This window comes from Streptomyces sp. NPDC050636 (assembly GCF_040654775.1).
In the GTDB taxonomy this organism is placed as follows: domain Bacteria; phylum Actinomycetota; class Actinomycetes; order Streptomycetales; family Streptomycetaceae; genus Streptomyces.
The window spans coordinates 59,370-86,219 of the sequence record NZ_JBFAIP010000019.1 but is presented as its reverse complement, the minus strand read 5'-3'; the positions used below and the strand labels follow the sequence as shown (position 1 = coordinate 86,219).

At 72.0% G+C, this 26,850-nt stretch carries 23 protein-coding genes; 14 read left to right on the top strand and 9 right to left on the bottom strand.

Annotated features, from left to right (window positions below; translation table 11 throughout):
* Window positions 1-24: 24 nt before the first annotated feature.
* The 5 genes from AB0I10_RS17580 (at window position 25) to AB0I10_RS17560 (ending at window position 4,018) form a co-directional block, all read left to right on the top strand.
* Window positions 25-156, top strand: coding sequence for a hypothetical protein (locus AB0I10_RS17580; RefSeq protein ID WP_363153361.1), 132 nt, complete (start codon window positions 25-27; stop codon window positions 154-156).
* A gap of 174 nt (window positions 157-330) precedes the next feature.
* On the top strand, window positions 331-1,353 hold the full coding sequence (gene glnII, locus AB0I10_RS17575) for a glutamine synthetase (protein ID WP_363153360.1): 1,023 nt from the start codon (window positions 331-333) through the stop codon (window positions 1,351-1,353).
* A 130-nt stretch (window positions 1,354-1,483) separates the two neighbouring features.
* A complete protein-coding gene (locus AB0I10_RS17570; protein WP_363153359.1) occupies window positions 1,484-2,389 on the top strand; it encodes a hypothetical protein in 906 nt (301 codons plus the stop codon).
* Between the two features lies 1 nt (window position 2,390).
* A complete protein-coding gene (locus tag AB0I10_RS17565) occupies window positions 2,391-3,068 on the top strand; it encodes a rhomboid-like protein (protein ID WP_363153358.1) in 678 nt (225 codons plus the stop codon).
* Window positions 3,069-3,376: 308 nt separating this feature from the next.
* Window positions 3,377-4,018: a winged helix-turn-helix domain-containing protein gene (locus AB0I10_RS17560; protein WP_363153357.1), complete on the top strand. Its 642-nt coding sequence runs from the start codon at window positions 3,377-3,379 to the stop codon at window positions 4,016-4,018.
* Window positions 4,019-4,055: 37 nt separating this feature from the next.
* Here the strand turns inward: AB0I10_RS17560 and AB0I10_RS17555 are convergent, their stop codons facing one another.
* The 3 genes from AB0I10_RS17555 to AB0I10_RS17545 are packed head-to-tail and all read right to left on the bottom strand — an operon-like array spanning window position 4,056 to window position 6,446.
* Complete coding sequence (locus AB0I10_RS17555) at window positions 4,056-4,754, bottom strand: VTT domain-containing protein (RefSeq protein WP_363153356.1); 699 nt, start codon at window positions 4,752-4,754, stop codon at window positions 4,056-4,058.
* Window positions 4,747-5,628, bottom strand: a complete 882-nt coding sequence (locus AB0I10_RS17550; protein WP_363153355.1) for a lysophospholipid acyltransferase family protein — start codon at window positions 5,626-5,628, stop codon at window positions 4,747-4,749. Before AB0I10_RS17550 ends, AB0I10_RS17555 begins: the two co-directional genes overlap by 8 nt.
* Entirely contained in the window at window positions 5,625-6,446 is an 822-nt protein-coding gene (locus AB0I10_RS17545) for a GNAT family N-acyltransferase (RefSeq protein ID WP_363153354.1), read from the bottom strand. Before AB0I10_RS17545 ends, AB0I10_RS17550 begins: the two co-directional genes overlap by 4 nt.
* A gap of 141 nt (window positions 6,447-6,587) precedes the next feature.
* On the opposite strand from AB0I10_RS17545, the gene AB0I10_RS17540 reads away from it, so the two are divergent.
* The 9 genes from AB0I10_RS17540 (at window position 6,588) to AB0I10_RS17500 (ending at window position 17,900) form a co-directional block, all read left to right on the top strand.
* Window positions 6,588-7,862 carry a histidine kinase gene (locus tag AB0I10_RS17540; protein WP_363153353.1) on the top strand — a complete coding sequence of 425 codons (1,275 nt, stop codon included), beginning with the start codon at window positions 6,588-6,590 and terminating at the stop codon, window positions 7,860-7,862.
* Window positions 7,853-8,500 (top strand): response regulator transcription factor, encoded by a 648-nt coding sequence (locus tag AB0I10_RS17535; RefSeq protein ID WP_363153352.1) that lies wholly within the window; start codon window positions 7,853-7,855, stop codon window positions 8,498-8,500. The genes AB0I10_RS17540 and AB0I10_RS17535 overlap by 10 nt, the downstream gene beginning before the upstream one ends.
* Window positions 8,501-8,560: 60 nt before the next feature.
* The gene (locus AB0I10_RS17530; protein WP_363153351.1) at window positions 8,561-11,728 is read left to right on the top strand and encodes an alpha-N-acetylglucosaminidase; all 3,168 of its coding nucleotides are present in this window, start codon (window positions 8,561-8,563) and stop codon (window positions 11,726-11,728) included.
* 50 nt (window positions 11,729-11,778) lie between these two features.
* Complete coding sequence (locus tag AB0I10_RS17525) at window positions 11,779-12,009, top strand: DUF397 domain-containing protein (protein WP_363153350.1); 231 nt, start codon at window positions 11,779-11,781, stop codon at window positions 12,007-12,009.
* Window positions 12,010-12,082: 73 nt separating this feature from the next.
* A complete protein-coding gene (locus AB0I10_RS17520; protein WP_363153349.1) occupies window positions 12,083-14,065 on the top strand; it encodes a hypothetical protein in 1,983 nt (660 codons plus the stop codon).
* Between the two features lie 157 nt (window positions 14,066-14,222).
* Window positions 14,223-15,137 (top strand): metal-dependent hydrolase, encoded by a 915-nt coding sequence (locus AB0I10_RS17515; protein ID WP_363153348.1) that lies wholly within the window; start codon window positions 14,223-14,225, stop codon window positions 15,135-15,137.
* A 1-nt stretch (window position 15,138) separates the two neighbouring features.
* Window positions 15,139-16,224, top strand: coding sequence for a PDR/VanB family oxidoreductase (locus tag AB0I10_RS17510; RefSeq protein WP_363153347.1), 1,086 nt, complete (start codon window positions 15,139-15,141; stop codon window positions 16,222-16,224).
* A gap of 71 nt (window positions 16,225-16,295) precedes the next feature.
* Window positions 16,296-17,012, top strand: a complete 717-nt coding sequence (locus AB0I10_RS17505; protein WP_363153346.1) for a TetR/AcrR family transcriptional regulator — start codon at window positions 16,296-16,298, stop codon at window positions 17,010-17,012.
* A 372-nt stretch (window positions 17,013-17,384) separates the two neighbouring features.
* Window positions 17,385-17,900, top strand: a complete 516-nt coding sequence (locus AB0I10_RS17500) for a GNAT family N-acetyltransferase (RefSeq protein WP_363153345.1) — start codon at window positions 17,385-17,387, stop codon at window positions 17,898-17,900.
* Window positions 17,901-18,084: 184 nt separating this feature from the next.
* On the opposite strand, the gene pulA is transcribed toward AB0I10_RS17500, so the two are convergent.
* The 6 genes from pulA to AB0I10_RS17470 form a co-directional block, all read right to left on the bottom strand.
* A complete protein-coding gene (pulA, locus tag AB0I10_RS17495) occupies window positions 18,085-20,817 on the bottom strand; it encodes a pullulanase-type alpha-1,6-glucosidase (protein ID WP_363153344.1) in 2,733 nt (910 codons plus the stop codon).
* A gap of 249 nt (window positions 20,818-21,066) precedes the next feature.
* Window positions 21,067-22,131: a LacI family DNA-binding transcriptional regulator gene (locus AB0I10_RS17490; RefSeq protein ID WP_363153343.1), complete on the bottom strand. Its 1,065-nt coding sequence runs from the start codon at window positions 22,129-22,131 to the stop codon at window positions 21,067-21,069.
* Window positions 22,128-23,714: a glycoside hydrolase family 13 protein gene (locus AB0I10_RS17485; protein WP_363153342.1), complete on the bottom strand. Its 1,587-nt coding sequence runs from the start codon at window positions 23,712-23,714 to the stop codon at window positions 22,128-22,130. Before AB0I10_RS17485 ends, AB0I10_RS17490 begins: the two co-directional genes overlap by 4 nt.
* A gap of 1 nt (window position 23,715) precedes the next feature.
* Window positions 23,716-24,561 carry a carbohydrate ABC transporter permease gene (locus AB0I10_RS17480; RefSeq protein WP_363153341.1) on the bottom strand — a complete coding sequence of 282 codons (846 nt, stop codon included), beginning with the start codon at window positions 24,559-24,561 and terminating at the stop codon, window positions 23,716-23,718.
* A gap of 2 nt (window positions 24,562-24,563) precedes the next feature.
* Complete coding sequence (locus tag AB0I10_RS17475) at window positions 24,564-25,499, bottom strand: sugar ABC transporter permease (protein WP_363153340.1); 936 nt, start codon at window positions 25,497-25,499, stop codon at window positions 24,564-24,566.
* Window positions 25,496-26,773: an extracellular solute-binding protein gene (locus AB0I10_RS17470; RefSeq protein WP_363153339.1), complete on the bottom strand. Its 1,278-nt coding sequence runs from the start codon at window positions 26,771-26,773 to the stop codon at window positions 25,496-25,498. The genes AB0I10_RS17475 and AB0I10_RS17470 overlap by 4 nt, the downstream gene beginning before the upstream one ends.
* Between the last annotated feature and the right edge of the window lie 77 nt (window positions 26,774-26,850).

Genomic DNA, 26,850 nt, shown 5'->3' with positions numbered 1-26,850 from the left:
GACAAACAGGTCCGGCGCGGCCATGTGCTGCACCGGCTCGCCTCGCACGACCGGCATGTCGGCGACACCGCGGCGGCGATGGCCCTCAGCGACCGGGAGCTGATGCGACACGTCCACCATCTGGGATTCGAGGGGTTACTGAAGGAGCACGGTTGAAGTTCCCGGGGTGACATGGCGGGTCATACAGGGACGAATGGATGCGGAATTCGGGCATGTCCGACTGAGTAACCTGCGGTTCACATACGGGCAACGGACGAGAAACGGCCGGTTGCGAGAGTGCGGCAGCACGCCCGCACGCGTGCCCGCACCTACCCGTAGTAAGAGGACCCCGTGACCTTCAAGGCCGAGTACATCTGGATCGACGGCACCGAGCCGACCGCCAAGCTCCGCTCCAAGACCAGGATCCTGGCCGACGGCGCCGAGCTGCCCCGCTGGGGCTTCGACGGATCCAGCACCAACCAGGCCGAAGGCCACTCCTCGGACCTCGTCCTGGAGCCGGTGTTCAGCTGCCCCGACCCGATCCGTGGCGGCAACCACCTGCTGGTGCTGTGCGAGGTCCTGAACACCGACCTCACGCCGCACTCCTCCAACACCCGTGCGCTGCTGCGTCCGGTGGCGGAGAAGTTCGCCGACCAGGAGCCGATCTTCGGCATCGAGCAGGAGTACACCTTCCTCAAGGGCGACCGCCCGCTCGGCTTCCCCGAGGGCGGCGGCTACCCCGCCCCGCAGGGCGGCTACTACTGCGGCGTGGGCGCCGGCGAGATCTTCGGCCGGGAGATCGTCGAGAAGCACCTCGACCTGTGCCTGGCTGCCGGCCTGGGCCTGTCCGGCATCAACGCCGAGGTCATGCCTGGCCAGTGGGAGTTCCAGGTCGGCGCGCTGGCACCGCTGGTGGTCTCGGACCACATGTGGGTGGCGCGCTGGCTGCTGCACCGCACGGCGGAGGAGTTCGGCGTCACCGCGTCGCTCGACGCCAAGCCGGCCAAGGGTGACTGGAACGGCGCGGGCGCGCACACCAACTTCTCCACCCGGTCGATGCGCGAGGGCTACGACGCGATCATCACCGCCTGCGAGTCGCTGGGCGAGGGCGACAAGCCGCTGGAGCACGTGCGCCAGTACGGCACCGGCATCGAGGACCGGCTGACCGGCGCGCACGAGACCGCCCCCTGGGACTCGTACTCCTACGGTGCCTCCGACCGCGGCGCCTCGGTGCGTATCCCGTGGCAGGTCGAGGTGGAGAAGAAGGGCTACATCGAGGACCGGCGGCCGAACGCCAATGTCGACCCGTACGTGGTCACCCGTCTGATCGTGGACACCTGCTGCACGGAGCTGGAGCGGCGCGGGCAGGTCTGAGACGGGTCTCCGTCGCGGAAGGTGAGTTGCGGAGCGTGAGTGGGGCCGGGCCTATGTGGTCCGGCCCCTTCGCGTGCCGGACCACACCGGCCCGGCGTCGGTTGTCAGTGGCGGCTGGCACGCTGTAGGCATGCTTCCGATCACCGTCAAGACCGAGACCGGGCCGGTCCTTTCGCGCCCGACCGCCGCCGAGCTGACCGCCCTGCTGCGGCGGATCGGCGCCGATGACGACCATTTCGTGGTCGTCGAGCGGATCCCCGAAGAGTCCAGTCGGTTCGTGCAGACCTGGCGGGACGGCGAGGGGCCGTTCGCGGTGGAGTACCGCGACGGCGGGCCGGACCGGCACTTCAGCGCGGAGACCGCCGACGCCGACCGGGTCGTGGCGGTGTTCCTGGCCTGGGCGCGGGGCGCGGAGTCCTGGCGTACGGCGCTCGACTGGCAGCCGGCCGACCTGGTGTCGACGCCCGGCCTGGCCCCGGAGACCCGCGCGGCGGCCGAGGAGCAGGCCCGCGCCCAGATACGGTCCGGTTTCTGGGACTTCCACAAAGTCGCGCAGGGTGTGAGTGAATCCTTCGACCCGGCCGGGACTCCGGTCACGCTGGACGAGGCCCGGCGGATCGTGGCGGGCCTGTGGGAGGAGCGGCTCGCCGAGCAGGAGGAGTGGCCCGAGGTGACCGACGCGGACCGGGTGGCGCGGGCGTTCGCCGCGCTGGATGCCCAAGGACTGACGGCGCGGATGAACTTCAGCTGCTGCAGCGGCTGCGGGCTGGCCGAGATCCATGGTGAGCGCGCCGAGGCCGACCGGGGCTTCGCCTTCTTCCACTACCAGGACACCGAAGCGGCCGCCGAGGGCCACGGCCTCTCGGTCCGGTACGGCTCGTATGCGAGCTCCGACGAGGAGTGGGCCGACGTCGGGCGGACGGTGGCGGCCGCGCTGACCGAAGCGGGCCTGCCGGTGCAGTGGAACGGCGACCCGGACAAGGTCATCGAGGTCGCGCCGCTGGACTGGCGCAAGCGACTGCCGACGGGAGCCTGAGATGCCGCCGAAGTCCCCCTGGAGCACCCGCTTCAGCGCCTGTTCACGCCGGATCCCGTGGGCCGCGCCGCTGTACGTCGGCACCGTCCAGGCGGGTGCATGCGCCGTCGCGCGAATGCCCCGCAAGCGGCGTGCGGAGCTGCTGCGCGCGCACTCCACCAACGTCGAGAACCTGCGGGCCGGCCGGTGGGAGACGCTGGTCACCAGCGCGGCGTTCGTGGAGGAGCCGCTGCCGGTGTCGTACGGCGTCGCGCTGCTCACCGCCCTCGGTACGGCCGAGGCCCGTTGGGGCCCGCGGCGCGCGGCCGGGGTGTTCGCGGCCGGGCACATCGGCGCGAGCCTGCTGGTCTACGCGGGCCTGCGCGGCCGGGTCGGGACGAACCCGCCCGATGCGACCGCGCGGGCCATCGACGTCGGGGCCAGCTACGGCTTCTACGCCACGCTCGGCTCGCTCGCGGCGACCGTCCCGCACCGCGGCGCGCGGGCCGCGGCGACGGTGGGGCTGCTGGCGCTGGGGCTCCGGCCCGTGCTGCGCCCCGGGCGGACGTTCACGGACGTCGGCCATCTGACGGCGATGGCACTCGGGGTGGCAATAGGTACCGGGGCAGGTCCGGGGATGGGTACGGGCAGGGGTACGGGGACAGGTACGGGGCCGGGCCCGGGGCGCAGTGCTGCGTAGCCGCAAGCCCGGCACCGGCCCCGGCACCGGCTCCGCGCCGCAGCCCCTCCCCTCAACTCCGTTCCCCTGATCAGCGACTGTCTGGTTCAATAGGGGCATGGCCAGCCTTACTGACACCGCGACGGGTCGCAGCGACCTTGAGCCTTTCTGGCCGTCCCGGCAGGCGCACGCATTCGACCGTCTGTGTTGCCGCGCGCACTGAGCGCGGGCCCGCACATGCCTCACCGACGCCGCTGACCGGCGTCCCCAGCCCTGCCCGCGCGCATGACGTCCCCCGACGCCCCACTGCGCGAAAGAGCTGACCCCTGATGACGAACCTCCGTACGCTTCCTGCCACTTCCGCGACGGCCCCCACTCCCCTTCCCGCCCCCACCCCGCACCGCCACCGATTGCGTGCCGTGGCGCCCGACGAGGCCCGCCCGTCGCCCGCCACCGCCCCGAGTGGAGACGCTTCGCGCCACAGTGCCGAATTCGTCGCCGAGCTGCTGAACTCCGGTGCGACGTGGCTTGCCGCGCCGCAGCACAGCGTGCCCGCCCTGCCCGGTCAGCCGCCGATGGTCGGCTACCTCGTGCTCGTACCGGCCGCACAGGCCACCGCCCCGCAGCCGGCCACCGCACCGCAGCCGGTCGCCGAGCCGGTCGTGGCGACAGCGGCGAGAGGCGACGGGATCGTGCGGATCGACCCCGAGCGGCGGACCGCCCAGGTCCAGGGCCGACCACTGGACCTGACCTACCTCGAATTCGAGCTGCTGGCCCATCTGGTCACCCATCCGCACCGGGTGCACACCCGCGACCAGTTGGTGACCACGGTGTGGGGGTACGGGCATGTCGGCGACGGCCGCACCGTCGATGTCCATGTGGCCCGGCTGCGCCGCAAGTTGGGCGCCGAGCACCGGTCGTCGATCGTGACGGTGCGGCGGGTCGGCTACAAGTACGTGCCCAGCGTGTGAGCACGCACCTGCCCGGCGTCCGAGCAGGCCCTGGGGGTCAACACCCCTCCCGCTGCTCCGGTCGCGGACCCGGCCGGGCGGGGACTCGCTCCCCCGCCCGGCCCGGGGCCGCTCCCCCGCCGGAACCGAACCGTTCCGGCACACCCCGCCGGTGCAGGTATGCCACACCGCCCGCCACCACCAGCCCGATCCCGGAGACCAGCAGCAGTGCCTTGGCCGGGGAGTCGGTGAGCGCCGCGCCACCGAGGCCGCCGAGCGCCGCGCTGAACAGTGCCCACAGGCTCGCGCCCACCGCGTCCAGTACGACGAAGCGGCGCAGCGGATAGTGGACGCTGCCGGTGGAGAGCGCGGAGACCACGCGTCCGCCGGGCAGGAAACGGCCGGCGATGACGAGCAGGGCGGCATGCCGTTCGACCATCGCGCGGGCGCGGGCATGCCGGGCCCGCCCGCGCTCGCCCCGCACGAGCCGGGCGATCGCGCGCGGGCCCGCGTACCGCCCGACGGCGTAACCGAGGCAGTCGCCGGCCAGCGCCCCGGCCGCCGCGACGCCCGTCAGCAGGGCGAGCAGCGGCGGGTCGGGGCCGATCAGCACGGCGACCAGGACAACAGTGCTCTCGCTCGGCATGAACGGCAGCAGCGCGTCCAGGCCGGACACCAGCAGGACGATCAGCCACAGCCAGGGCGAGTCCAGCATGCTCAGCAGCGGCTCGGCGAGCCGGTCCAGCTGCTCAAACATGCCGGCCGGCCACCGGTTCCTTCACCCGCGGGGGAGACGGCAGGCCCGGGACGGGCGCGCCGCCGACGGCCTCGGCCGGCATCCACCCGCCCAGTACGGCGCTCTCCGCCAGGGCCGCGAGCCGCCGCCGGTCGAGCCGGTCGCCGTCCGCCGTCAGCGTCGGATGTGCGGTGACGCGTACGGTCAGCGCGCGGGCCGCGAGCACCCTGCGCAGCGAGGCGACGAAGGTGTCCTCGCCGCAGAACGCGGCCACCGTGCTGGGGGTGCCTTGCTGGGCGTAGCCGATGGTCACCGGGCGGACCGGTGCGCCCGCGTCGATGGCCGCTTGAAAGGTGGCCCGGCGGAAGACGCCCTGGTCGGCGGTGCACCAGGTGGTGGCTTGCGGGAAGACCGCCACCGAGCGGCCGGAGGCCAGCAGATCCGTCAACTCCCCTACCAGGTAATGGAGTTGGCGGGGATTGGTACGGTCGATGAAGTGCGTACCGGCGCGGCGGGCCAGACCGCCGACGACCGGCCAGCCGCCGACCTCGCGCTTGGCGAGCAGGGTCACCGGTTCGACGGCGAGCAGCGCGGGGATGTCGAGCCAGGATATGTGGTTGACGACGATCAGGGTGCCGGGACCGCCCGCGGACTCGGGCGACACCAGGCTCTCCGCGGCGCCCTCCACGCGTATGCCGAGCGCCGAGAGCAGCGCGCGGGCGTGCGAGCGCAGCCGTACCGGATCGGCCATCCGTTCGCCGTCCGTCAGGGCGCGGCGCACCGCGTGGGCGAACGCGGCGCAGCGCAGGGCGGTTTCGGTGGCCCGGACGCGTGGCACGGCGTGGGTGGCGCAGTCCGGCGTACAGGCGGACCAGACGTCCCAGGGGCCGTTCACCGCTCCCCCAGGAAGAAGCGGCGGTAGCGGTCGCCGAGGCGCTCCATGTCCAGGACGACGAAGAAGTCGGCGACATCGAACTCGGGGTCGTGGGCGGGCGCGCCGCAGATCCAGGCGCCGATCCGCAGATAGCCGCGCAGCAGCGGGGGGAGCTGGGCGACGCTGGGGCGGTCGGGGACGGGGACGGTGGAGTGCCAGGGGTGGTGCGGGGTGACCTGGATCTCGGGCGGCGCGGCGTAGCGGGTCCGTCCCAGTTCCCAGGCGTGGGCGGCCGCGGTGCCGCCGTCGGCGAGCGGGACGGAGGCGCAGCCGGCGAGGTAGCGGTGGCCGGAGAGCAGGGTGTAGCGGGCGAGGGCGGCCCACATCTGGTTGATGACCGCGCCGCCGCGGTGGTCGGGGTGGACGCAGGAGCGGCCGGCCTCGATGAGGGAGGGGCGCAGCTCGGCCAGGGCGGCGAGGTCGAACTCGCCGTCGGAGTAGAGCCGTGAGCTGCGGCCGGGCGGCAGCAGCCGGTAGGTGCCGACGACGTCGCCGGTTTCGGTGTGGGTGACGACAAGGTGGTCGGCGAGGGCGTCGACGGCGTCGATGTCATGGCCGGCCAGCGGGGAGTTCAGGGTCGCGCCCATCTCCTCGCCGAAGACCTGGTGGCGCAGCCGCTGCGCGGCGCGGATCTGCTCTTCGGTGTCGGCGATCACGGCGGTGTAGCCGGGGGCGGTCGCCGGGTCGGTGGCGGTCGCCGGGTCGGTGGCGGGCGGGGTGGTGGGAGCGGTGGGGCGGCGGCCGTGAACGGCGGCGGACGCGGTCGATGCCATGCTCATGAGAGCCCTCCATGGGGAGTGGGGAGGTGGTGCTGGGTACACCCCCGGCCGGGGTGCGGAACCCAATGACCTGGCCTTCTCTACGCGGCAGACTGTTCCCGTGTCCGACGGCCGGGCGCGTAAAGCCCAGGGAGCGAACGGATGAGGGTCCGCAGAACACTGGTGGCCGCGGCCCGGGGGCTGGGACTCGCCCTGGTCGCACACGCGGGCTCGGTCGTGTTGTTCGTGCTGACCGTGGTGTCGATGGCCTTGGTGGCGGTCGGGGTGGGGGTGCTGACCACACCGGTCGTGGTGTCGCTGGCCCGGCTGTTCGCGCATCAGCGCCGGGTGTGGGGGCAGGAGATCGCCGGGCTGCGCATCCCTGCGGCGTACCGCCCCTTTCCGCCGGGCCTGCGCCGCGGCCCGGTCGGCCAGGCACAGCGCTGCGCGGTGCTGTTGCGGGATCCGGCGACCTGGCGGGAACTGTTGTGGCTGCCGGTGGACGCGACGGCGGGCTTTCTGCTGGCGCTGCTGCCGCCCTCGCTGGTCGCGTACGGCGTGGCGTTCGTCCTGCTGCCCCTGTTCCAGTGGGTGACCGGCCTCGGCAGCGAGGCGCTCGGGTGGGGGTCGCTGACCACCGATCGCCCGGAGCTGCTCTTCGTGACGCCACCGCTCGGCGTCGGCCTCCTGGCACTCGCCCGCTACGCGAATCCCGCGCTGCTACGGGCCCATTTCCAACTCGCCGCGGCATTTCTGACGCCACCCAAGACCGAGCTGACCGCCCGGGTGGCGCGGCTGACCGAGACCCGCCACGACGCGGTGGACGCCTCGGCCGCCGAGCTGCGCCGCATCGAGCGCGATCTGCACGACGGCGCGCAGGCCCGGCTGGTCGCGATGGGCATGAGCCTGGGCACGATCGAGGCACTGATCGACAACGATCCGGCGCGCGCCAAGGAACTGCTCGGCCGGGCCCGGGAGTCGTCCGCCGAGGCGCTGACCGAGCTGCGCGACCTGGTGCGCGGCATCCATCCGCCGGTGCTGGCGGAGCGCGGCCTGGGCGATGCGGTACGGGCGCTGGCACTGCGGATGGCGCTGCCGGTCGAGGTGGCGGTGGAGCTGCCGCGGCGGGTGGCGGCGCCGGTGGAGTCGGCCGCGTACTTCGCGATCAGCGAGGTCCTGGCGAACGCCGCGAAGCACTCGGGCGCGGAGCAGATCCGGGTGGACATCCACCATGCCGGGGACCGGCTGCGCATCGCGGTCACCGACAACGGCCGGGGCGGGGCGGTGCTGCGCCCCGGAGCCGCGGGCGGTGGCGCCGCAGGGGGCTCGGGGCTGCGTGGGATCGAGCGCCGGCTCGGTACATTCGACGGCATCCTCGCCGTCCGCTCTCCCGTCGGCGGGCCGACTCTGGTCACGATGGAGATTCCGTGCGCGTAGTGCTCGCCGAAGACCTCTTCCTGCTGAGGGACGGGCTGGCCCGGATGCTGGAGGCGTTCGGCTTCGAGATCGCCGCTTCGGTCGGGTCCGGCCCCGAGCTGAGCCGGGCGCTGGCGGAGCTGGAGCCGGATGTCGCGGTCGTCGATGTGCGGCTGCCGCCGTCGTTCACCGACGAGGGGCTGCAGTGCGCCCTGGCCGCCCGCCGGGCCCGGCCGGGACTGCCCGTGCTGGTGCTCTCCCAGCATGTGGAGCAGCTGTACGCGCGCGAGCTGCTGGCCGACGGCAGCGGCGGGGTGGGCTATCTGCTCAAGGACCGGGTGTTCGACGCCGAGCAGTTCATCGACGCGGTGCGGCGGGTGGCGGGCGGCGGCACGGCGATGGATCCGCAGGTCATCTCTCAGCTGCTGTCCCGGCGGTCGCGGGACCGGCCGATGACGAAGCTGACGCCACGTGAGGTCGAGGTCATGGAGCTGATGGCGCAGGGCCGGTCCAATGTGGCGATCGCGTCGCGGCTGGTGATCACGGAGCGGGCGGTCGCCAAGCACACCTCCAATATCTTCGGGAAGCTCCAGCTGCCGCCGTCGGACGACGACAACCGGCGGGTGCTGGCGGTCCTGGCCTACTTGGACCACGGCTGACGGACCGTTAGCGTGCCCCACGCACGGTTCTGTTGTTACTGCCGAGCAAGGGGAGCCCACGTGAGCCGACCATCACGACGCGCGCTGCTGGGAACCGCCGGAGCGATCAGCGCCAGGGCCGCGCTCGGCGGGGCCGCCGCGGCCGGGCCGCCCGTCCTGCGGCCCGACCGGGCGCCGTCGTACGACACCGCCCCCGCACGGGCGGCACTCGGCCGGCTGCTGCCCCGTCACGCCGGCCAGTTCCGCCTCGTGCCGCTCTCCGGGGACGGCGGCACCGACCGCTTCCGGGTCGACGGCACGCCCGGCCGGATCACGGTCGCCGCCACCACCCCGGCCACCCTGCTCACCGGCGTCCACTGGTACCTCAGATACACCTGCCGAGCACATCTGTCCTGGGCCGGCGACCAGCTGGACCTGCCCGCCGAGCTGCCCGCCCCGGCCGCCCCCCTCGAACGCGCCACCTCGCTCCCGCACCGCTTCGCCCTCAACGACACCCACGACGGCTACACCGCCCCGTACGCGGACTGGGCGCGCTGGGAGCGGCTGATCGACGTCCTCGCGCTGCACGGCGTGAACGAGGTGCTGGTCACGCCCGGCTCCGAAGCGGTCTACCACCGGCTGCTGACCGACTTCGGCTACTCCGACGCCGAGGCCCGCGCCTGGATCCCGGCGCCCTCGCACCAGCCGTGGTGGCTGTTGCAGAACATGAGCGGCTACGACGGCCCGACCAGCCGCCAACTGATCGACCAGCGGGCCGAGTTGGGCCGGAGGATCACCGACCGGCTGCGCGCCCTGGGCATGCGCCCGGTGCTGCCCGGCTACTTCGGCACCGTCCCCGACGGCTTCGCCGCCCGCAATCCCGGTGCCAGGACGGTGCCACAGGGCACCTGGTCGGGCCTCCGCCGCCCCGACTGGCTCGATCCGCGTACGGCGGTGTTCACCGACGTCGCCGCCGCGTTCTACCGCCACCAGCGCCAACTCCTCGGTCCCGCAGAGCACTTCAAGATGGATCTGCTGCACGAGGGCGGCAACCCGGGGGACGTCCCGGTGCCGGACGCCGCCCGCGCCGTCGAGAAGGCCCTGCGCACCGCCCGCCCGGACGCGACCTGGGTGATCCTCGGCTGGCAGCGCAACCCACGGCGCGACCTCCTGGACGCGGTCGACCACGACCGGATGCTGATCGTGGACGGGCTCAGCGACCTGGACACGGTCACCGACCGGGAAAAGGACTGGGGCGGGGTGCCGTACGCCTTCGGCAGCATCCCCAACTTCGGCGGCCGCACCACCATCGGCGCCAAGACCCATATGTGGGCCCGGCGCTTCACCGCCTGGCGCGACAAGCCGGGCAGCAAGCTCGTCGGGACCGCGTACATGCCGGAGGCCGCGGAACGGGACCCGGCGGCCTTCGAGCTGTTCAGCGAACTGGCCTGGCGGAAACACCCGGTGGACCGCACCGCATGGTTCGACGGCTACGCCGACGCCCGCTACGGCGACCGCGACGAGGGCGCCCGCGCCGCGTTCAGCGCGCTGCGCACCAGCACGTACGAGATCAGCAGCGAGGACGGCCGCCCGCACGACTCGCTGTTCGCCGCCCGCCCCAGCCTGACCGCCCGCTCCGGCACCACCTACGCCACCCAGACCCCGGCCTTCGACCCGGCCGCCTTCGACGCCGCCTTCGCCGCGCTGCTCACCGTCCGCCCGGAGCTGCGCGGCAGCGACGCGTACCGCTACGACCTGACCGACGCCGCCCGGCAGTCCCTCGCCAACCGCTCCTGGCAGCTGCTCCCGCAGCTCTACGACGCCTACCGGCGCGAGGACCTGGCGGCCTTCCGTGCCCTGTCCGGGCTGTGGCTGCGGCTGATGCGGCTGAGCGACGAGGTCACCGGCGCGCACCGGCGGTTTCTGCTCGGGCCGTGGCTGACGGACGCCAGGAAGACGGCGTCCGGCGCGGAGGAGGAGGCGCGGCTGGAACACAGCGCCCGCGCGCTGATCACCACCTGGGCGGACCGGGACACCGCCGACGCCGGCTCGCTCGCCAACTACGCCAACCGCGACTGGCACGGCCTGATCGGCGATGTCCATCTCCCCCAGTGGCAGGCGTACTTGGACGAGCTGACGGACGCGCTGTCGGCGGGCCGGCCGCCGAAGCCGTTCGACTGGTACGCCGTCGAGGAGCCCTGGACCCGCGCACGCAACGACTATCCGCTGCGCCCGACGGCCGATCCGTACCGCACCGCGCGGCGGGTCCACGACACCCTCGCCAAGGCCCCCTACCAGGGCACCGTCAAGGTCACCGCGGTGCCGTCCGCGATGCCGCCGGGCGGCCGCGCCAAGGTGACCGTGACACTGCGCAACGTCAACGGGCTGCGTGCCATGGGCCGCGTCGACTTCGCGCTCGCCGGTGTGGACGCCACCGCCACGGGCCCGGTGTCGCTGCCGTCCGTCCCGCCCGGCGGCACCGGCGAAGCCCGCTGGCGGGTCGCGGCCCCCGCCGAGCCGCTGAAGACCCCGCTGAAGCCGCTGCCGTACGACCTCACCGTCGAATACGGCCCCAAGGGCGAGCCACGGGTCCGCGCGACCCGGCACGGCACCCTGTACATCGCCGGGCCGCTGGACCCCGCGCTGAAGACCGTCACCACCAATGAGGCGGTTTTCGGCCAGTTGGACGGCCGCTTCGCGATCAACGGCTCGGGGGCGGACCTGTGGAAGGCCACCGCCCAGTTCGGCGCCGTCTACCGCGCGGAGGCGCTCGCCGCGGGCGGGTCGGTGACGGCCGAGGTGACCCGGCTGGACGCGACCGGCCCCTGGGCCCGCGCCGGCCTCATCGTCCGCAACCGCCTCGCGTCCCCCTCCCCCGATTCGCCGGAGGCCCTCGGCTTCCTCAACCTCTCCGTGACCCCCGGCAACGGGGTCGTGCTGTCCTACGACTCCAACGGCGACGGCGCCCTGGACACGTACCGGCGGATCACCGGCGTCACCGCACCCGTCCTGCTCCGCCTGACCCGCGGCGCCGACGGCACCCGGTCCGGCAGCGGCACGGGATCCGGCACCTACACCGGTTCCTGCTCCACCGACAACGGCGCCACGTGGCGAGAGGTCGGCACCGTCACCGTCCCCGGGGCCACCGCGCGGCAGGACGCCGGGCTGCACCAGTGTGCGTCCAACTCCGGTACTGGGAGCGCGAATGAACGGGGCACCGCCGAGTTCGACCGCTGGAAGGTCGGCTGAACCACGGCGTACGCTGACCGGGAACGGATCACGAGCGAGGAGATCACGGTATGAGTGCCGCAGCTGAGAAGGAGTGGCTCTACGCCCTCGACATCTCCGACGCCACCTGGCAGCGCCCGCCCGGCGGTGCCGAAGAAGCGGTGGAGATCGCCTTCCTGGAGCGCGGCGCGGTGGCGATGCGCAACTCCAAGGACCCGGATGTCGTCCTGCGCTACACCGAGGCGGAATGGCGTGCTTTCGTTCTGGGCGCGCGGGACGGCGAGTTCGACCTGCGGAAGTAGGGGCCGTCCGGTCACCCGTGGGGCGCTTGCGTGCCGCGGGTGACCATCACAGGATTCACTCGTTTCACCGAACGTGGAGCAGCAGCAGGCGACAACCCCGCGTCCGGACCGCACCTTTGTTGACGGCGCCGACGGCGCCGACAGCCCCGACAGTGGTGACGGCATCGACGTCGATCAGGCCGAGGCGGCGCTGGTCGAGCACTATCCCCGGCTGGTTCGGCTGGCCTACCTCGTACTGCCGCCCGGGATGGGCCGCAACCGGCGTGTACTGACCGCCCATGCGGTGGCGCAGCGGTCGCTGCCGCGCCGGCACACGGACGGCCGCGATCTCGGTCTGCCCGCCCAGCGCGGCGGCGCGGACGCGGCCACCGATCCCGGCTATGCCTTCCTGCGGCTGCGTGTGCTGCGGGCCGCGCTAGCCGCCGGGCGGCCGCGGAAGCTGCCCGCACTGCCGCCGCTGCTCCCCCAGGTGTGGGGGCTGCGGCTGTTCCCGCGCTCCGGCGGCGCGGATGAACTCGCCCTGGACCAGGCGCTGTCGGCACTGTCCAGCGCGTCTCGGGCGGCGTACGTACTGCGCGATCTGGAGCGACTGACGGCGCAGGACGCGCGGCGGGTGCTGGAGGCCGCCGGGGTGGACGGCGCCCGGGAGGCGCTGGACGAGGCGGGCAAGGTCGCGGCGCCGGCCGGCAGCCGGGACCGGTCGCTGCTGGAGTCGGTGGAGTTCGACCCGTGCGCGCTCCAGGCCCGGCCGACGGACCTGATCCGGCGGCGGCAGCACGGACGGGCGGCACTGGCGGCGGGCGTGGCGGCGCTGGTGTGTGGAACGCTGCTGGCGCTGCCGGGCGACGGCTGGGGCCCGGATGGCGCGGCCGCACCGCCGTACGCACGGAATCCCGCGGCCGAAGCGGCCCTGGACCCCGGCAAGTTGACGGTGGCATCGGCGAGCGCCTGGAAGAGCGCGGCGCGCCAGGACTTCTCGGCCTGGCCGGCCCGCGGCGACCGGACCGGCGACAAGGCGCTGCTGCGGCGGGCGCTGGCGGTATGGGCACGGCCGGGGGCCGGGGTGGCCGTCAGCGCGGCGCCCGGCACCGCGACCGGGCCCGCGGCGGGACCGCCGCAGCTGCTGTTCGCGGGCGTGGTCGACCACGCCGTGGTGGTGCTGTTCCACGACGGGCTGCGGGTGGTGCGGTATGCCGAGGCCGCGGACGGCGAGGGCCGGGGTGACGGCTCCGGCGCGGCGCTGGACTTCGCGCGTATGGACGGCGCGAAGGCGGCGTCGGCGGGCGCGCTGGTGGTGGGCCGTACGACGGGCAACGTCCGCTATCTGACGGCTCCCTGGGTGAAGTCGGTACGGCTGGTCGATCTGCTGAAGCCGGACGAATCGGGGCAGGCGCTGCACATCGGCGCGAACGGCCTGACCGATCCCGTGCCGTCGCCGCGCCCCGAGCAGAAGTGCATGTCATGGCCGGCCCTGCGGATGGGCGGCGAGCTGCTGACCGACCTCGGCGAGCTGGCCCCGGCACGGCTGACGTACGGCTCGCCGCGCAAGCCGGGTGGGGCAGTCGGTCCGGAGGCCAGGGCGGCCTGGGCGCGTACGGCCTGCCAGCTGCCGGCGGTGCGCGGGCACGGCGTACGCGAGGTGAACGCGTGGCGGTTCGCGGAGCAGCAGCTGCCCGGGGGTGCGGGCAGCGCCGAGTGGGTGTGCACCCGCGCGGAGACCTGGCGCGGGTCGGACAGCCGGACGATGGCGCTGTTCCAGGCGCCGGCGCCGAGCGGGCAGCCGTACGCGCCGGGGACGGTGGCGGCGCGCGCCGAGGGCGGCACGGCCTGCGGGCCGCGCGCGCCGGAGGCGCTGGCCGGAGTGCTGTGGAAGGCCACGGACGGGCAGTGGTGGCTGCTGGCCGCGGGCAGCGAACAGGTCACCTCGATCACGGCGACCGGCGGGGTGCGCGGCGAGGCTCCGGGACGGCTGCTGGCAGTCGAGGCGAAGGCGGGCGACCGGGCGGAGCTGGCGGGGCGGTCGGCGGACGGCGGAAAGGTGGAGGCGCTGCACTGAGGCCCGGCAAGGCTCCCCGCTTCCCCTGCGCCGACTCGCCCTCTCCGACTCCCCTTCGCCGAGATCCCTTCTCCGAGATCCCTTCGCCGGTTCCCCTTCCCGGGATTTCCTTGTCCGAGGGGTACCGGCATTCCTTACCCGTCAGTACATTGACGCCATGTCTAACACGGCCTCGTTGCGGCCCCAGCCGGTCGCGTCCGAACACATACCCCTGAAGGCCCGCAACGTCGCCTTCGACTGGGCAGACACCCCGCTGCACTGGATCCCCGGCGATCCGGCCAGCACCCACACGATCAACGTGCTGCACCTGCTGCTACCTGCAGGAGAGCGCTGGTTCGTGCACGTCTACAAGCAGGTGCTGCCCTATATCCGCGACGCTCAACTGCGCGAGGACGTGATCGGGTTCATCGGCCAGGAGGCGATGCACTCACAGGCGCACGACGACGTCCTGCCGCACCTCAAGGAGCTGGGCCTCGACCCGACGCCGTACACCGCGCAGGTCGACTGGCTCTTCGAGAAGCTGCTCGGCGACCGCACGCTGCCGCCGGGCCGGGCGCGCAAGTGGTGGCTGATGGAGCGGGTCGCGACGATCGCCGCGATAGAGCACTACACGGCGTTCCTCGGCGACTGGGTGCTGAACGCCGAGGCGCTGGACGCCAAGGGCGCCGATCCGATGATGCTCGATCTGCTGCGCTGGCACGGCGCGGAGGAGGTCGAGCACCGCTCGGTGGCCTTCGACCTCTTCGTGCATCTGGACGGCGGCTACCGGCGGCGCGTACGCACCTGGGCCATCGCCTTCAGCGCCCTGGTCTTCCTCTGGCAGCGCGGCACCCGGTTCTTCATGGAGAACGACCCGTCGCTGATCAACGGGAAGGCCAGCTTCCGGGAGTTCTTCCGCGCCGGGCGGCAGGGGACGCTGCCGACCACCGGGGCCATGGCCCGCTCGATCCCGCAGTACCTCAGCCGCGCGTACCACCCCTCCCAGCACGGCAGCACCGAGCAGGCCGTCGCCTATCTCGCCGGATCCCCCGCCGCGACCTCGGCCGAGGCCCGTACGGCCGGAGGTGCCTGAGATGTCCCGTATACGTACCGTCGTCGTGGTTGCCATGGCCGCACTCGTCGCCCGGCGGGCGCTGCGCCGCCGCATCAAAGCGTCCCCGCTGTGGCCGATGCCCGCACTGGAGAACCCCGTCTCGGGGCGGGGCCGCCAAGGCTCGGAGGCACGGCAGTTGACGGTCGTGGAGCGCACGGAGGAGGCCGAGGGCGTGGTGCGGCTGCGCCTGGAGGGCGAGAAGCTCCCGGGCTGGGAGCCGGGGGCACATATCGACCTGGTGCTGCCGTCGGGGACCGTACGCCAGTACTCGCTGTGCGGGGAGCCCTCGACGCCCGGTTCGTACACCATCGCGATCCGGCTGATCGAGGACGGCCGGGGCGGCTCACGCGAGGTGCACGAGCAGCTGCACGAGGGGACGGTCGTGGAGGTCCGCGGACCCCGCAACCGCTTCCGGCTCGACGAATGCCCTGCCTATCTCTTCCTCGCGGGCGGGATCGGCGTCACCCCGATCCTGCCGATGCTGCGGCAGGCCGAGGCGGAGGGGGTGCCGTGGCGGCTGGTGTACGCGGGGCGGTCGCGGGCGTCGATGCCGTTCCTGTCGGAGATCGAGAAGCTGGCGGGGGCCGGCTCGGACCGGCTGACGGTGGTCGCCGAGGACGAGGACGGCCGGCCCGACCTCGCGGCGGTGCTCGCCGACGCGCCCCCGCATGCCGCCGTCTACTGCTGCGGGCCCGAGCCGCTGATGGACGCGGTGGCCGCGCTGCTGCCAAAAGGGCCCGACGGGTTGACCCTGTACACCGAGCGGTTCGCGCCGGCCGCACCCGTACCGACCGGCGGGAACGCACCCTTCGAGGTGGAACTGCGGCGCACCGGCCGTACGGTCACCGTGCCCCCGGACACCAGCGTGCTGCGGGCGATCCGCGACCAGGCGCTGCCGGACCTGCCGTACTCCTGTGAGCAGGGCTTCTGCGGTACCTGCCAACAGCGGGTGCTGGCCGGTGAGGTGGACCACCGCGACGAACTGCTGACGGACGCCGAGCGCGATGACTCGCTGCTGATCTGTGTGTCACGGGCACGCGGCGATCGCCTGGTACTCGATCTGTGACCCCGTCCCGGATCCGTCCAGGATCCGGTGCGTGATTCCGTGCGGCGCCCCAGGTCGTTAGTGTGGTGCGCATGACGACCGGGGCGCGCCGCAGAATGGGCGTCGAGGAGCGGCGCGAGCAACTCATCGCCGTCGCACTCGACCTCTTCAGCCACCGTTCCCCCGAGGATGTGTCGATCGATGAGATAGCCGAGGCGGCGGGGATCTCCCGACCGCTCGTCTACCACTACTTCCCGGGCAAACAGCAGCTCTACGAGGCCGCGCTGCGGCGCGCGGCGGAGGAGCTCACCACCCGCTTCGTCGAACCGCACGAGGGCCCGCTCGGCGCCCGGCTGCTGCGGGTCATGGAGCGGTACTTCGACTTCGTGGAGGAACACGGACGCGGCTTCTCCGCGCTGATGCGGGGTGGCCCGGCGGCCGGTTCGAGCCGCACCAGCGCGATGATCGACGGCGTACGCCAGGCCGCCTTCGAGCAGATCCTCGCGCATCTCGACATCGCGCAGCCCGCCCCGCGGCTGGAGTTGGTGGTCCGCTCGTGGATCTCACTCGCCGAGACCACCGCGCTGCTGTGGCTGGACGGGCAGCGCATTCCACGGGCGGAGCTGGAGCGGCAGCTCGTGCACGACTTCGCGGCGCTGGCTGCGGTGAGCGCCGCGTACGACGAGCGGATGGCCGAGGTGGTCCGCCGGATACTGGCGGACGAACCGGCGGATGGGATGTTCGCGGAGCTGGTGGAACGACTGGCGGTTCGCTGCGGTCCGCTGCGCTTTGCCTCCGCCGATTTTTAGCTCTCCCGCCGTTGCGCCTGCGGCGGGCCGGTCCGCTGCGCTTTGCCTCCGCCCGATTTCCAGCTCTCCCCCCGTTGCGCCTGCGGCGGGCCGGTCCGCTGCGCTTTGCCTCCGCCCGATTTCCAGCTCTCCCCCCGTTGCGCCTGCGGCGGGCCGGTCCGCTGCGCTTTGCCTCCGCCCGATTTCCAGCTCTCCCCCCGTTGCGCCTGCGGCGGGCCGGGTCGCTGCGCGGGGCTGTCGGGTGCGGTGCCGCTCCTCCGGACTTCGTCCTGCGGCGCGGCCCCTCCCGTGGGTGGGGGGAGAGGTCGGTGGGGGCGTGCCTTTCCCGTCCTCTGCCGCTTGGGCCTGGGCCCGGTGCGGCAGAATCGCGCCATGGATGAGATCACGTTCCGGCCGGCCGACGACGGTGCCGATCCCGCGGTTCTGGTGGAGCTGTACGACGCCGCGGCGCGCTGGATGCAGGAGTCCGGCATCGACCAGTGGAAGCCCGGCGGGAAGGGTGTGGAGCACTTCCGACTGCGGATCAAGGAGGGCGAGGTCTGGCTGGCGGAGGCGGCCGGGCGAATAGTGGGCGCCTTCGAACTGTGGTGGCAGGACGAGCCGGCGTGGGGGCCGCAGCCGCCGGAGGCGGGGTATGTGCACCGGCTGATGGTGGACCGTACGCACGCACCGGCCGGGACCGGGCGATCGATGCTGGCGCACGCCGAGCGGCGGATCGCCGAGATGGGGCGGGAATGGGCGCGGCTGGACTGCCTGGCGTCCAATCCGCGGTTGCGTACGTACTACGAGGGTGCCGGGTACACCTTCGTCGGGGAGCAGTCCTCCAAGTCGGACGGCGGAGGGGCTCCGTATGCCGTCACCCTCCTGGAGAAGCGGCTGTCCCGATAGCCGGTGGGAGCGCAACCACGCCCGCCCCCACCGGCCTTAACCACCCACCCACGGGAGGGGACGGACCGCAGGACGAAGTCCGGAGGGCCGTCACCGCACCCGAAATACCCACGCCCGCCGCAGGCGCAACGGCGAGAAACCACCACGGCGGGACAGCCGAGTACGTGGGGAGTCAGCTGGGGCGTCAGCCACGCTCCGCGGACCGCCGGAAGACCGCGACGGTGCGGGCCGGGACGGTGAAGGTGCCTGACGCCCGTGTGTACGACGCGGTGGCGGTGACCGGGTCCGCGCCGTGCGCCTGGACCGGGTGCAGCGCATAGCGCTCGCCCGCCACGGCACCGACGGTCTGGTCCTGTTGGTGCGGGGTGGCGTTGAAGACGACGACCAGCCGCCCCAGGCGCATCGTGATCACGCCGGGTGTCTCGTCCTTGCCGGACAGCGGGAAGGACAGCGCGCGCTGCACCTCGGCCGCGGTGGCCAGGCCGAAGTCGGGCTCGGTGGCGCGGATGCGGGTGAGGTCCCGGTACGCGGCGGAGGCGCCGGTGATCTCGGCGCAGCCGGGACGCAGTGCCGGGTCGGCGAGCAGCGGCCGGGCGTAGGGCCACTTGTCCTTGTTGTCGGCGGCGGGCGGCAGGCCGCGGCCGAAGCCGTTGCCCTCAGCGCAGTCCCAGTGCAGCGCGTTGAACCAGTCGCCGCTGTTGAAGGAGTTCCGGTCCAGGGATTTGGAGCGCAGCAGGTCGGTGCCGGACTGGGAGAGCGCGGGGCCCTGGGCGAGGGTGGCGGTTGCCAGCGCGAGCACCTGCATACGGGCGCGGTCGGGGGCGGTCGCGCTCTGCGGGAGCTTGAAGGCCAGTGCGTCGTAAAGGGTTTCGTTGTCGTGCGCGTCGGCATATGAGAGCGCGTCGCCGGGGGCGGCGGCGTATCCGGCGGGCGCGCCGTTGTAGTCGACCTGTGAGCCCTTGACCGTACGGCCGCTCGTGTCGGTGAACGTGTACTCGGCGAGGCCGCCGCTCAGTCCGACCTTGATGAGGTCCTGGTAGTGGAGGAGACGGGACCGCTGCGCGGCCGAACTACCGTTGGTGGGTGAGGAGTTGGGGTCGGTGTAGAGGCCGGAGGCGAAGCCCTGGACCCGTGGGTCGGCGTCGAAGGGGCCGCCGCCGCGGATCGCGTCGCGCGAGCGGTCGTCGAAGGTGGCGATACCGGTTCCGGCCATGTTCTTCTGGGTGGCCTGGACGAACCGGGCGTCGTCCGCGACCTCCCCGAAATTCCAGCCCTCGCCGTAAAGGACGACGGACTTGCCGTCGACACCGTCCTTCTGCGGTGTCAGTGCGTCCAGGGCCTTGCGTACGGCGAGAATGTTGGCCTTCGGGTGGTGGCCCATGAGGTCGAAGCGGAAGCCGTCGACCTTGTACTCCTTGGCCCAGGTGACGACGGAGTCGACGACGAGTTTGCCCATCATGGTGTGTTCGGGCGCGGTGTTGGAGCAGCAGGTGGAGGTGGCCACGCTGCCGTCGTCGAGGAGTCGGTGGTAGTAGCCGGGGACGATCCGGTCGAGTACGGAGTCGGGGTCCTGGCCGCTCGCGACGGTGTGGTTGTAGACCACGTCCATGACGGTCCGCAGCCCCGCGCCGTTCAGGCCCTGCACCATGCGGCGGAACTCCACGGTGCGGGGGGTGCCGTCCGGGTCGGAGGCGTAGGAGCCCTCGGGGACGGTGTAGTGCAGCGGGTCGTAGCCCCAGTTGAAGCCGTCCTTCGCGGCGGTCTTCGCGATGCACTCCTGCTGCTTCTCGGAGTCGGCCGGGTACGAGGCGAGGTCGCAGTCGGGTGGTGACTGCTGGTCCCGGCGCTCGGGGACCGTGCCGATGTCGAAGGCGGGCAGCAGATGGACGTACGAGGTGCCGCTGCTGGCCAGCGAGGCCAGATGCCTCCCGCCCGCCGAGTCGCGCTCGGTCAGGGCCAGGTACTGACCGGGGTGCTTCGAGGTGCGGTCCGTGAGGGAGAAGTCGCGGATGTGCAGCTCCTGGATGCGGGCATTGCGGAGGGTCAGCGCGTAGCGCTGTCTACTGGGGGTGGAGGTCGGGCGACGGGCGGGCAGGACGGGGGCGGGTTTGCGTAGCCGGTCCCAGCCCTCGGGAGCGAGCTTCGGGTCGGTGAGGTCGACGAGGAGGCTGCGGCCGGAGTCGGCGGTCAGTGCGGTGGAGTAGGGGTCGGTGACCTTGTTGGTGACCGTCTTGCGGACGCTGGGTGCCCACACGGTCACGACATAGCGGTACGGCTTCCCGGCCCAGTCGCGCTCGCCGCGGACGCGCCACACCCCGCTGGCGTCGTCCCGCCGCATCGCGACCGTACGGCCGTCGAGTTCAAGCGCTACGGTCCGGGCGGTCGGCGCCCAGACGGAGAGGGCGGGGCGGCCGCCCCGGAAGACCGGCCCGAGGGCGGTTCCGGCTGCGGCCGTACCGTACAGGTCGTCCAGCACGCCGGGTATCTGCACGCCGGTCGTGGCACGCTTCCCGTCCGCCGAACGCTGGGTGGCGACCAGCCGCTCCCGCAGGGCCTTACGGGCCAGGTCGCGGTCGCGCGGGTCGACGGTGAAGGCCGGGAAGTCCTTCAGATGCGGATAGGCGGCCTGCTCGGACGGGCTCAGGGTGCCGGGCGCAAGGCGGATGCTCCCCCGCGCCTTGAGGGCGCGGGAGGTGCCCCCATCCTCTTGCGTCCCGAACTCCAGCTGGGCCTCGGTGCGTTCGGCGCCCTTCCAGACCACGGTGTCGCGGTCGATCCACTGCGCCTCGGCCTTGACCGGGTCGGACGGGGACGCCTGCGCCTGCTGCTGCGGCGGTACGAACAGGCCGGCTGCACCCGCGATCAGGGCGAGCGCGGCGGCCGCGCGTCTGCGCGCCCGGTGTGCGGTAGGGGACATGGCTCCTCCTGAAGGAGTTGGAGTGACATGGCCCGGCAACGCGCCTTGCCCAAGGGGCCGTTGATCGTTCTAGTCGCCGGAACTCCCCCTTGCAAGACCTTACGCAAGACATTGCAACGGTGTTACGTTCTATCCGAACCGGTCCGGCCGGCCGATGGGTCCGATGGGCCCCCGCGCCCTTAAGGCGTGGGGGAGCATCTGCCGGACCCCACGCGCCCGGCCGGCCGGACCGGTCTCCAACTCACGTCGTCACGCCGTCACTCCCGGGACCGGCCCCGTGGAGCCGCGGACGACCAGCTCGGGCTGGAAGACGAACTCGGTGTGCTGCACGGGGGTCCGCGACCCTTCCGCACGGCCCCTGATCTCCTCGATCAGGGCGCCTACGGCCGCGGAGGCCATGGCCTGGACCGGCTGCCGTACGGTCGTCAGCGGCGGGTCGGTGAAGGCGATCAGCTGGGAGTCGTCGAAGCCGACGACCGAGAGCCGGCCCGGTACGTCGAGGCCGCGTTGCCGGGCCGCGCGCACCACGCCCAGCGCCATCAGGTCACTGCCGCAGACGATGCCGGTACAGCCCTCGTCGAGGAGCGTGGCGGCCGCCGCGTGACCGCCCTCGACGCTGAACAGGGTGTGCCGGACGTGCCGTTCGGCCTGCCCCCTCGACAGGCCGAACGACTCGCCCAGCGCCGCCACGAACCCCTCGGCCTTGCGGCGCGAGGGCACATAGCGGGCCGGCCCGACGGCGAGGCCGATCCGCTCATGGCCCAGCTCGGCCAGATGCCGTACGGCCATCCGGGCGGCCGCGCCGTCGTCGGGCGAGACGAAGGGCGCGTCGATGCGCTCGTTGTAGCCGTTGATGAGCACGAACGGGACACCGCGGGACGTCAGCCGGGCGTAGCGGGCCGGGTCGGCGCCGGTGTCCGCGTGCAGCCCGGACAGGAAGACGATGCCGGTGACACCGCGCTCCTCCAGCTGCTCCACCAGCTCGTCCTCGGTCGCACCGCCCGGCATCTGGGTGCAGAGGACGGGGGTGTAGCCGTGTCCGGCCAGCGACTGCTCGATGATCTGGGCGAACGCAGGAAAGATCGGGTTGGTCAGTTCGGGTATGACCAGCCCGACCAGCCCGGCGCTGCGGCGCCGCAGCCGTACCGGGCGTTCGTAGCCGAGGACGTCGAGGGCGGCGAGCACCCGCTGCCGGGTGGTCGCCGCGACGCCCGCCTTGCCGTTCAGTACGCGGCTTGCGGTCGCCTCGCTGACCCGCGCCTGGGTGGCGATGTCGGACAGGCGCGGGGTCGCTCGGGAAGCGGGCAGGGTCACTCCTCCCACCAGACGGCGGTGTCTGCGGGGAGCGTGAACTCGCCCTCGGTGACGTCGAGTTGGCGGGAGGAGAGCAGCACCCGGCCGGGGGCTGCCAGCCGGGCCGGAGCATCCGTCGTATTGACCGTGCAGATCAGGCCGCCGGGGCGGCGGAAGGCCAGTACGCCGTCGGGGGCGTCCAGCCACTCCACCGCGTCGCCCGCGCCGAGCCCGGGGTGTGTGCGTCGCAGGGTCAGTGCGGTGCGGTAGAGCTCCAGGGTGGAGGACGGGTCGCCGGTCTGGGCCTGCACGGTGAGTCCTGCCCAGTCGGCGGGCTGGGGCAGCCAGCTGCCGCCGGTGCCGAAGCCGTACGGCGGCGCGTCGCCGGCCCACGGGATCGGCACCCGGCAGCCGTCGCGCAGGCCGTCCTGGCCGGTGTCCCTGGAACCCCGGGAGAACGCCGGGTCCTGGCGGACCTCGTCGGGCAGGTCGGTCACCTCCGGCAGGCCCAGTTCCTCGCCCTGGTAGACGTACGCGGAGCCGGGCAGCGCCAGCATCAGCAGGGCGGCGGCACGGGCGCGGTCCAGGTCGCCGCCGAGGCGGGTGCGGTGGCGTACGACGTCGTGGTTGGAGAGCACCCAGGTGGTGGGGGCGCCGACCGGGCGCATCGCGTCCAGCGAGGTGTCGATGGCCTCGCGCAGGTCTGCCGCGTCCCAACCGGTGTTGAGGTAGTGGAAGTTGAAGGCCTGGTGCAGCTCGTCGGGGCGGAGGTAGCGGGCGGTGCGCTCGGCGGTGGGGGTCCAGGCCTCGGCGACCGCGATCCGGTTCCCGGCGTACTCGTCCAGGACGGTGCGCCAGGAGCGGTAGATGGCGTGCACGCCGTCCTGGTCGAAGAACGGCAGTACCTGGTTGCCGAGCAGTTTCAACTGGTCGCCGCGGCCCATGTCGGGCAGCCCGGCGGCCTTGACCAGGCCGTGCGCCACGTCCACCCGGAAGCCGTCCACGCCCAGGTCCAGCCAGAAGCGCAGGATGGAGCGGAACTCGTCCTGGACGGCGGGGTGTTCCCAGTTGAAGTCGGGCTGTTCGGGGGCGAAGAGATGGAGGTACCACTCGCCGTCGGGGACCCGGGTCCAGGCGGGGCCGCCGAAGATGGACTCCCAGTCGTTGGGCGGCAGTTCACCGTTCTCGCCGCGCCCCTTGCGGAAGTGGAAGCGCTCGCGGGCCGTTGAGCCGGGGCCCTCGGCCAGCCCACGGCGGAACCATTCGTGCTGGTCGGAGCAGTGGTTGGGGACGAGGTCGACGATGATGCGCAGGCCCAGGCGATGGGCCTCGCGGATGACGGCCTCGGCGTCGGGCAGGGTGCCGAACATCGGGTCGATGGCGCGGTAGTCGGCGACGTCATAGCCGGCGTCGGCCTGCGGGGAGGCGTAGAAGGGGCTGAGCCAGACGGCGTCCACGCCGAGGTCACGCAGATACGGCAGTCGGCTGCGGATACCCGCCAGGTCCCCCATGCCGTCGCCGTTCCCGTCGGCGAAGCTGCGCGGATAGACCTGGTAGATCACCGCGTCGCGCCACCAGTCGGTGGGGTTGTGCTGCTGGGTCATGTCATCCCTTAGTGGTGCCGGCGGTCAGTCCGGATACGAGGTGGCGCTGGGCGAAGGCGAAGACGAGTGCGGCCGGCACGGCGATGATCACGGCCGCGGCGGTCATCGATCCCCAGTCGTTGGTGTACTGGTTGACAAAGGTCTGCAGGCCGCCGGCGAGCGTGAGGTTCTCCTCGCCGGTCATGAACGCGGAGGCGTAGGCGACTTCGGCCCAGGCGGTGACGAAGGTGTAGAAGCCGGTGACGGCCAGCCCCGGCCGGGCCAGCGGCAGGACGAGCCGCCAGAAGGTGCCGAAGGGGTTGAGGCCGTCGACCCGTCCCGACTCGTCGATCTCCACCGGGATGGTGTCGAAGAAGCCCTTCATCATCCAGGCGCAGAACGGGACGGCGATGGTGAGATACGTGATCACCAGGCCCGCGGGCTGGTTGAGCAGGTTGAGGCTCGCCAGCAGGTTGTAGAGCGGCACGATCAGCACGGCGACCGGGAACATCTGGGTGATCAGCAGCAGCCACATCAGCGGGCGCATCCCGGGGAAGCGGAAGCGGCTGACGGCGTAGCCGGTGGTGGCCGCGATGAAGACCCCGAGGACGGTGGTGAACCCGACGACCACGAGCGAGTTCTTGAACCAGGTCAGGAACTCCGTATCGCCCAGTACGTGCGTGTAGTTGGCGAAGGTGAAGTGGGTGACGAGGCTGGTGGTGAACGCGTCGTCCTTCGGTTTGAAGGAGGTGACCAGCAGCCACAGGGGCGGGAAGACGGCCACGGCCGCGGCGACGATCAGGGTCGCGTGCAGGCCGAACGAGGCCAGCAGACCCCTCTTGTTGCGGTTGTTGCGTTCAGTCCGCATGGTCACCACACCTCTCCCTGCTTGCGCAGCGCCCGGCGGTAGACCACCGCGACGAGCGAGAGCATCACCAGGATCAGAACGCCCCAGGCCGCGGACTCGGAGAAGTTGCGGGGGCTGTCGATGAAGGAGAGCCGGTAGGCGTAGGTCACCAGGATCTCGGTGGCGTCGCCGGGCCCGCCCCTGGTGAGCAGGAAGATCACCGGGAACATGTTGAAGGTCCAGATGGCGGAGAGCAGGATCACCGTGCTGCTGACGGCGCGCAGTCCGGGCAGCGTGATGCTGCGGAACCGCTGCCAGGCGTTGGCCCCGTCCATCTCGGCCGCCTCGTACAGCTCGCCGGGTATGGACTGCAGGCCGCCGAGCAGCGCGACGAGCATGAAGGGCACGCCCAGCCAGACGTTGGCGGCGATGACCGAGAGCTTCGCCCAGGTCGGGTCGTTGAGCCAGGGGACCGCGTCGATGCCGCCGCCGGTGAGCAGCTTGTTGAGGATGCCGCTCTTCTCGTTGTAGAGCATCCGCCAGGTGAAGATGGAGATGAAGGCGGGGACGGCCCAGGGCAGGATCAGCGCGAGGCGGTAGAAGGTGCGGCCGCACAGCTTCCGGTTCAGCATGTTCGCCAGGGCGAGGCCGGTCAGGAAGGTGAGCGAGACACAGCCGACCGTCCACAGCACGGTCCAGCCCAGGCGGTCCCAGAAGACGGCGTCGGAGAGCACCGCCTGGTAGTTGTCCAGGCCGGTGAACTTGTAGGTCGCGGGGAGGTGGTTGACGCCGATGTTCCGCTCGACATTGGCCTCGTTGGCGTCGGTGAGCGAGAGGAAGACGCCGCGCACCAGCGGATAGCCGATGATCACCCCGAGGACGAGTACCACCGGGGCGACCATCGTCCATGCGTACCAGTGGGTGCCGAATGCCCGGCGCACCCGTAGAGCGAAGGTCACTTGTAGTCCTTGAGCAGCTTCCGGTAGGCGTCGCCGGTCGCCTTGGCGGCCTGCTCGGGCGAGGCGGCGCCGGTGAGCACCTTGTTCATCTGGACCTTGATCGGCTCGAAGAGCGAGTTGCCCTCGGCGATCCAGGGGCGCTGCACGGCGCCGTCGACGGCGGGCTTGAAGAACTCGACCATCTCGTTGTTCTTCACGGCCGGGACGTCGTATACGGACTTGCGGGTGGGCAGCAGGCTCAGCTGCTCGGTGGTCTGCTGCTGGATCTTGGCCGAGCTCATGTACTTCACGAAGGCGTAGGAGGCCTGGAGGTTCTTGCTGCCGGCGTAGACCGACAGGTTCCAGCCGCCCTGCGGGGAGCCCTGGGCACTGCTGCCACCGGGGACGGGGGCGACGCCGAGGTTCTTCTTGTCCTTGAACGCCTTGCCGGCACGGGCGCCCTCGATGTCCCAGGGACCGTCGATCGCCATCGCGACATCGCCGTCCTTGAGAGCCTTGAGCTGGTTCTCCTGGCCGTCGGTGGCATCGGTGACGGCGGCCTTGGAGTCGACCAGGCTCTTGATCGTCTTGAACGCCTTCACGCCGGCGCCGTCATCGATCTCCACGATCTTGTCGCGGGCGTCGACCATGTTGCCGCCCTCGCCGTAGAGGTAGGGCAGGAACCAGTAGGGGTCGTCGCCGCGCAGATAGAGGGCGGTGGCGCCGGTCTTGGCCTTGATCTTCTTGGCGGCGGTGGCCAGCTCGGTGAAGGTCTTGGGCACCTCGACGCCGGCGTCCTTGAGGATCTTCTTGTTGTAGAAGAGCCCGAGGGTGTCGATGACCTGCGGCGCGGCGTAGGTCTTGCCCTTGAACTCGGTGCTGCCGAGGGCCTGCGGGAGGTAGTCCGCGGTGTCGTCGAGGGCGGGGGTGCCGTTCAGCGGCGCGAGGTAGCCGAGGTTGGCGAAGTCGGCGGTCCAGGCGACCTCGGTGCGCATCACATCGGGAGCGCCGGAGTTTCCGCCGGCCGCGTTCTTGAACTTGGCGTTGGCGTCGCCGAACGGCACGTTCACATATTTGACGTGGACCTTGGGGTGCTCCTTCTGGAACCCCTCGGCGAGCTTCTTGTAAGTCGCCTTCTCGGCGTCATTGGAGGTGTCCCAGAAGGTAACGGTTCCGGACAGTTCACCTCCGCTGTTGCCGCCGCCGTCGTCCTCCCCGCCACCGCACGCTGTCGCTGTCAGTGCCAGGCCCGCTACCAGCGCGGTGGCCGTAACACCACGTATGCCACGCCGCATGTGAACTCCTTAGGGAAACGCCTCAGATGGCGGTCTGGAACGTAACAGCGCCGCAAACAAACCGAAAGACCTTGCGC

Coding starts and splice junctions, on each gene's coding strand:
- AB0I10_RS17565 (WP_363153358.1), top strand. CDS start 2,391: ATGCCGCCGAAGTCCCCCTGGAGCACCCGCTTCAGCGCCTGTTCACGC.
- AB0I10_RS17570 (WP_363153359.1), top strand. CDS start 1,484: ATGCTTCCGATCACCGTCAAGACCGAGACCGGGCCGGTCCTTTCGCGC.
- AB0I10_RS17485 (WP_363153342.1), bottom strand. CDS start 23,714: ATGACCCAGCAGCACAACCCCACCGACTGGTGGCGCGACGCGGTGATC.
- AB0I10_RS17470 (WP_363153339.1), bottom strand. CDS start 26,773: ATGCGGCGTGGCATACGTGGTGTTACGGCCACCGCGCTGGTAGCGGGC.
- AB0I10_RS17480 (WP_363153341.1), bottom strand. CDS start 24,561: ATGCGGACTGAACGCAACAACCGCAACAAGAGGGGTCTGCTGGCCTCG.
- AB0I10_RS17510 (WP_363153347.1), top strand. CDS start 15,139: ATGTCCCGTATACGTACCGTCGTCGTGGTTGCCATGGCCGCACTCGTC.
- AB0I10_RS17540 (WP_363153353.1), top strand. CDS start 6,588: ATGAGGGTCCGCAGAACACTGGTGGCCGCGGCCCGGGGGCTGGGACTC.
- pulA (WP_363153344.1), bottom strand. CDS start 20,817: ATGTCCCCTACCGCACACCGGGCGCGCAGACGCGCGGCCGCCGCGCTC.
- AB0I10_RS17545 (WP_363153354.1), bottom strand. CDS start 6,446: ATGAGCATGGCATCGACCGCGTCCGCCGCCGTTCACGGCCGCCGCCCC.
- AB0I10_RS17555 (WP_363153356.1), bottom strand. CDS start 4,754: ATGTTTGAGCAGCTGGACCGGCTCGCCGAGCCGCTGCTGAGCATGCTG.
- AB0I10_RS17500 (WP_363153345.1), top strand. CDS start 17,385: ATGGATGAGATCACGTTCCGGCCGGCCGACGACGGTGCCGATCCCGCG.
- AB0I10_RS17560 (WP_363153357.1), top strand. CDS start 3,377: ATGACGAACCTCCGTACGCTTCCTGCCACTTCCGCGACGGCCCCCACT.
- AB0I10_RS17505 (WP_363153346.1), top strand. CDS start 16,296: ATGACGACCGGGGCGCGCCGCAGAATGGGCGTCGAGGAGCGGCGCGAG.
- AB0I10_RS17515 (WP_363153348.1), top strand. CDS start 14,223: ATGTCTAACACGGCCTCGTTGCGGCCCCAGCCGGTCGCGTCCGAACAC.
- AB0I10_RS17525 (WP_363153350.1), top strand. CDS start 11,779: ATGAGTGCCGCAGCTGAGAAGGAGTGGCTCTACGCCCTCGACATCTCC.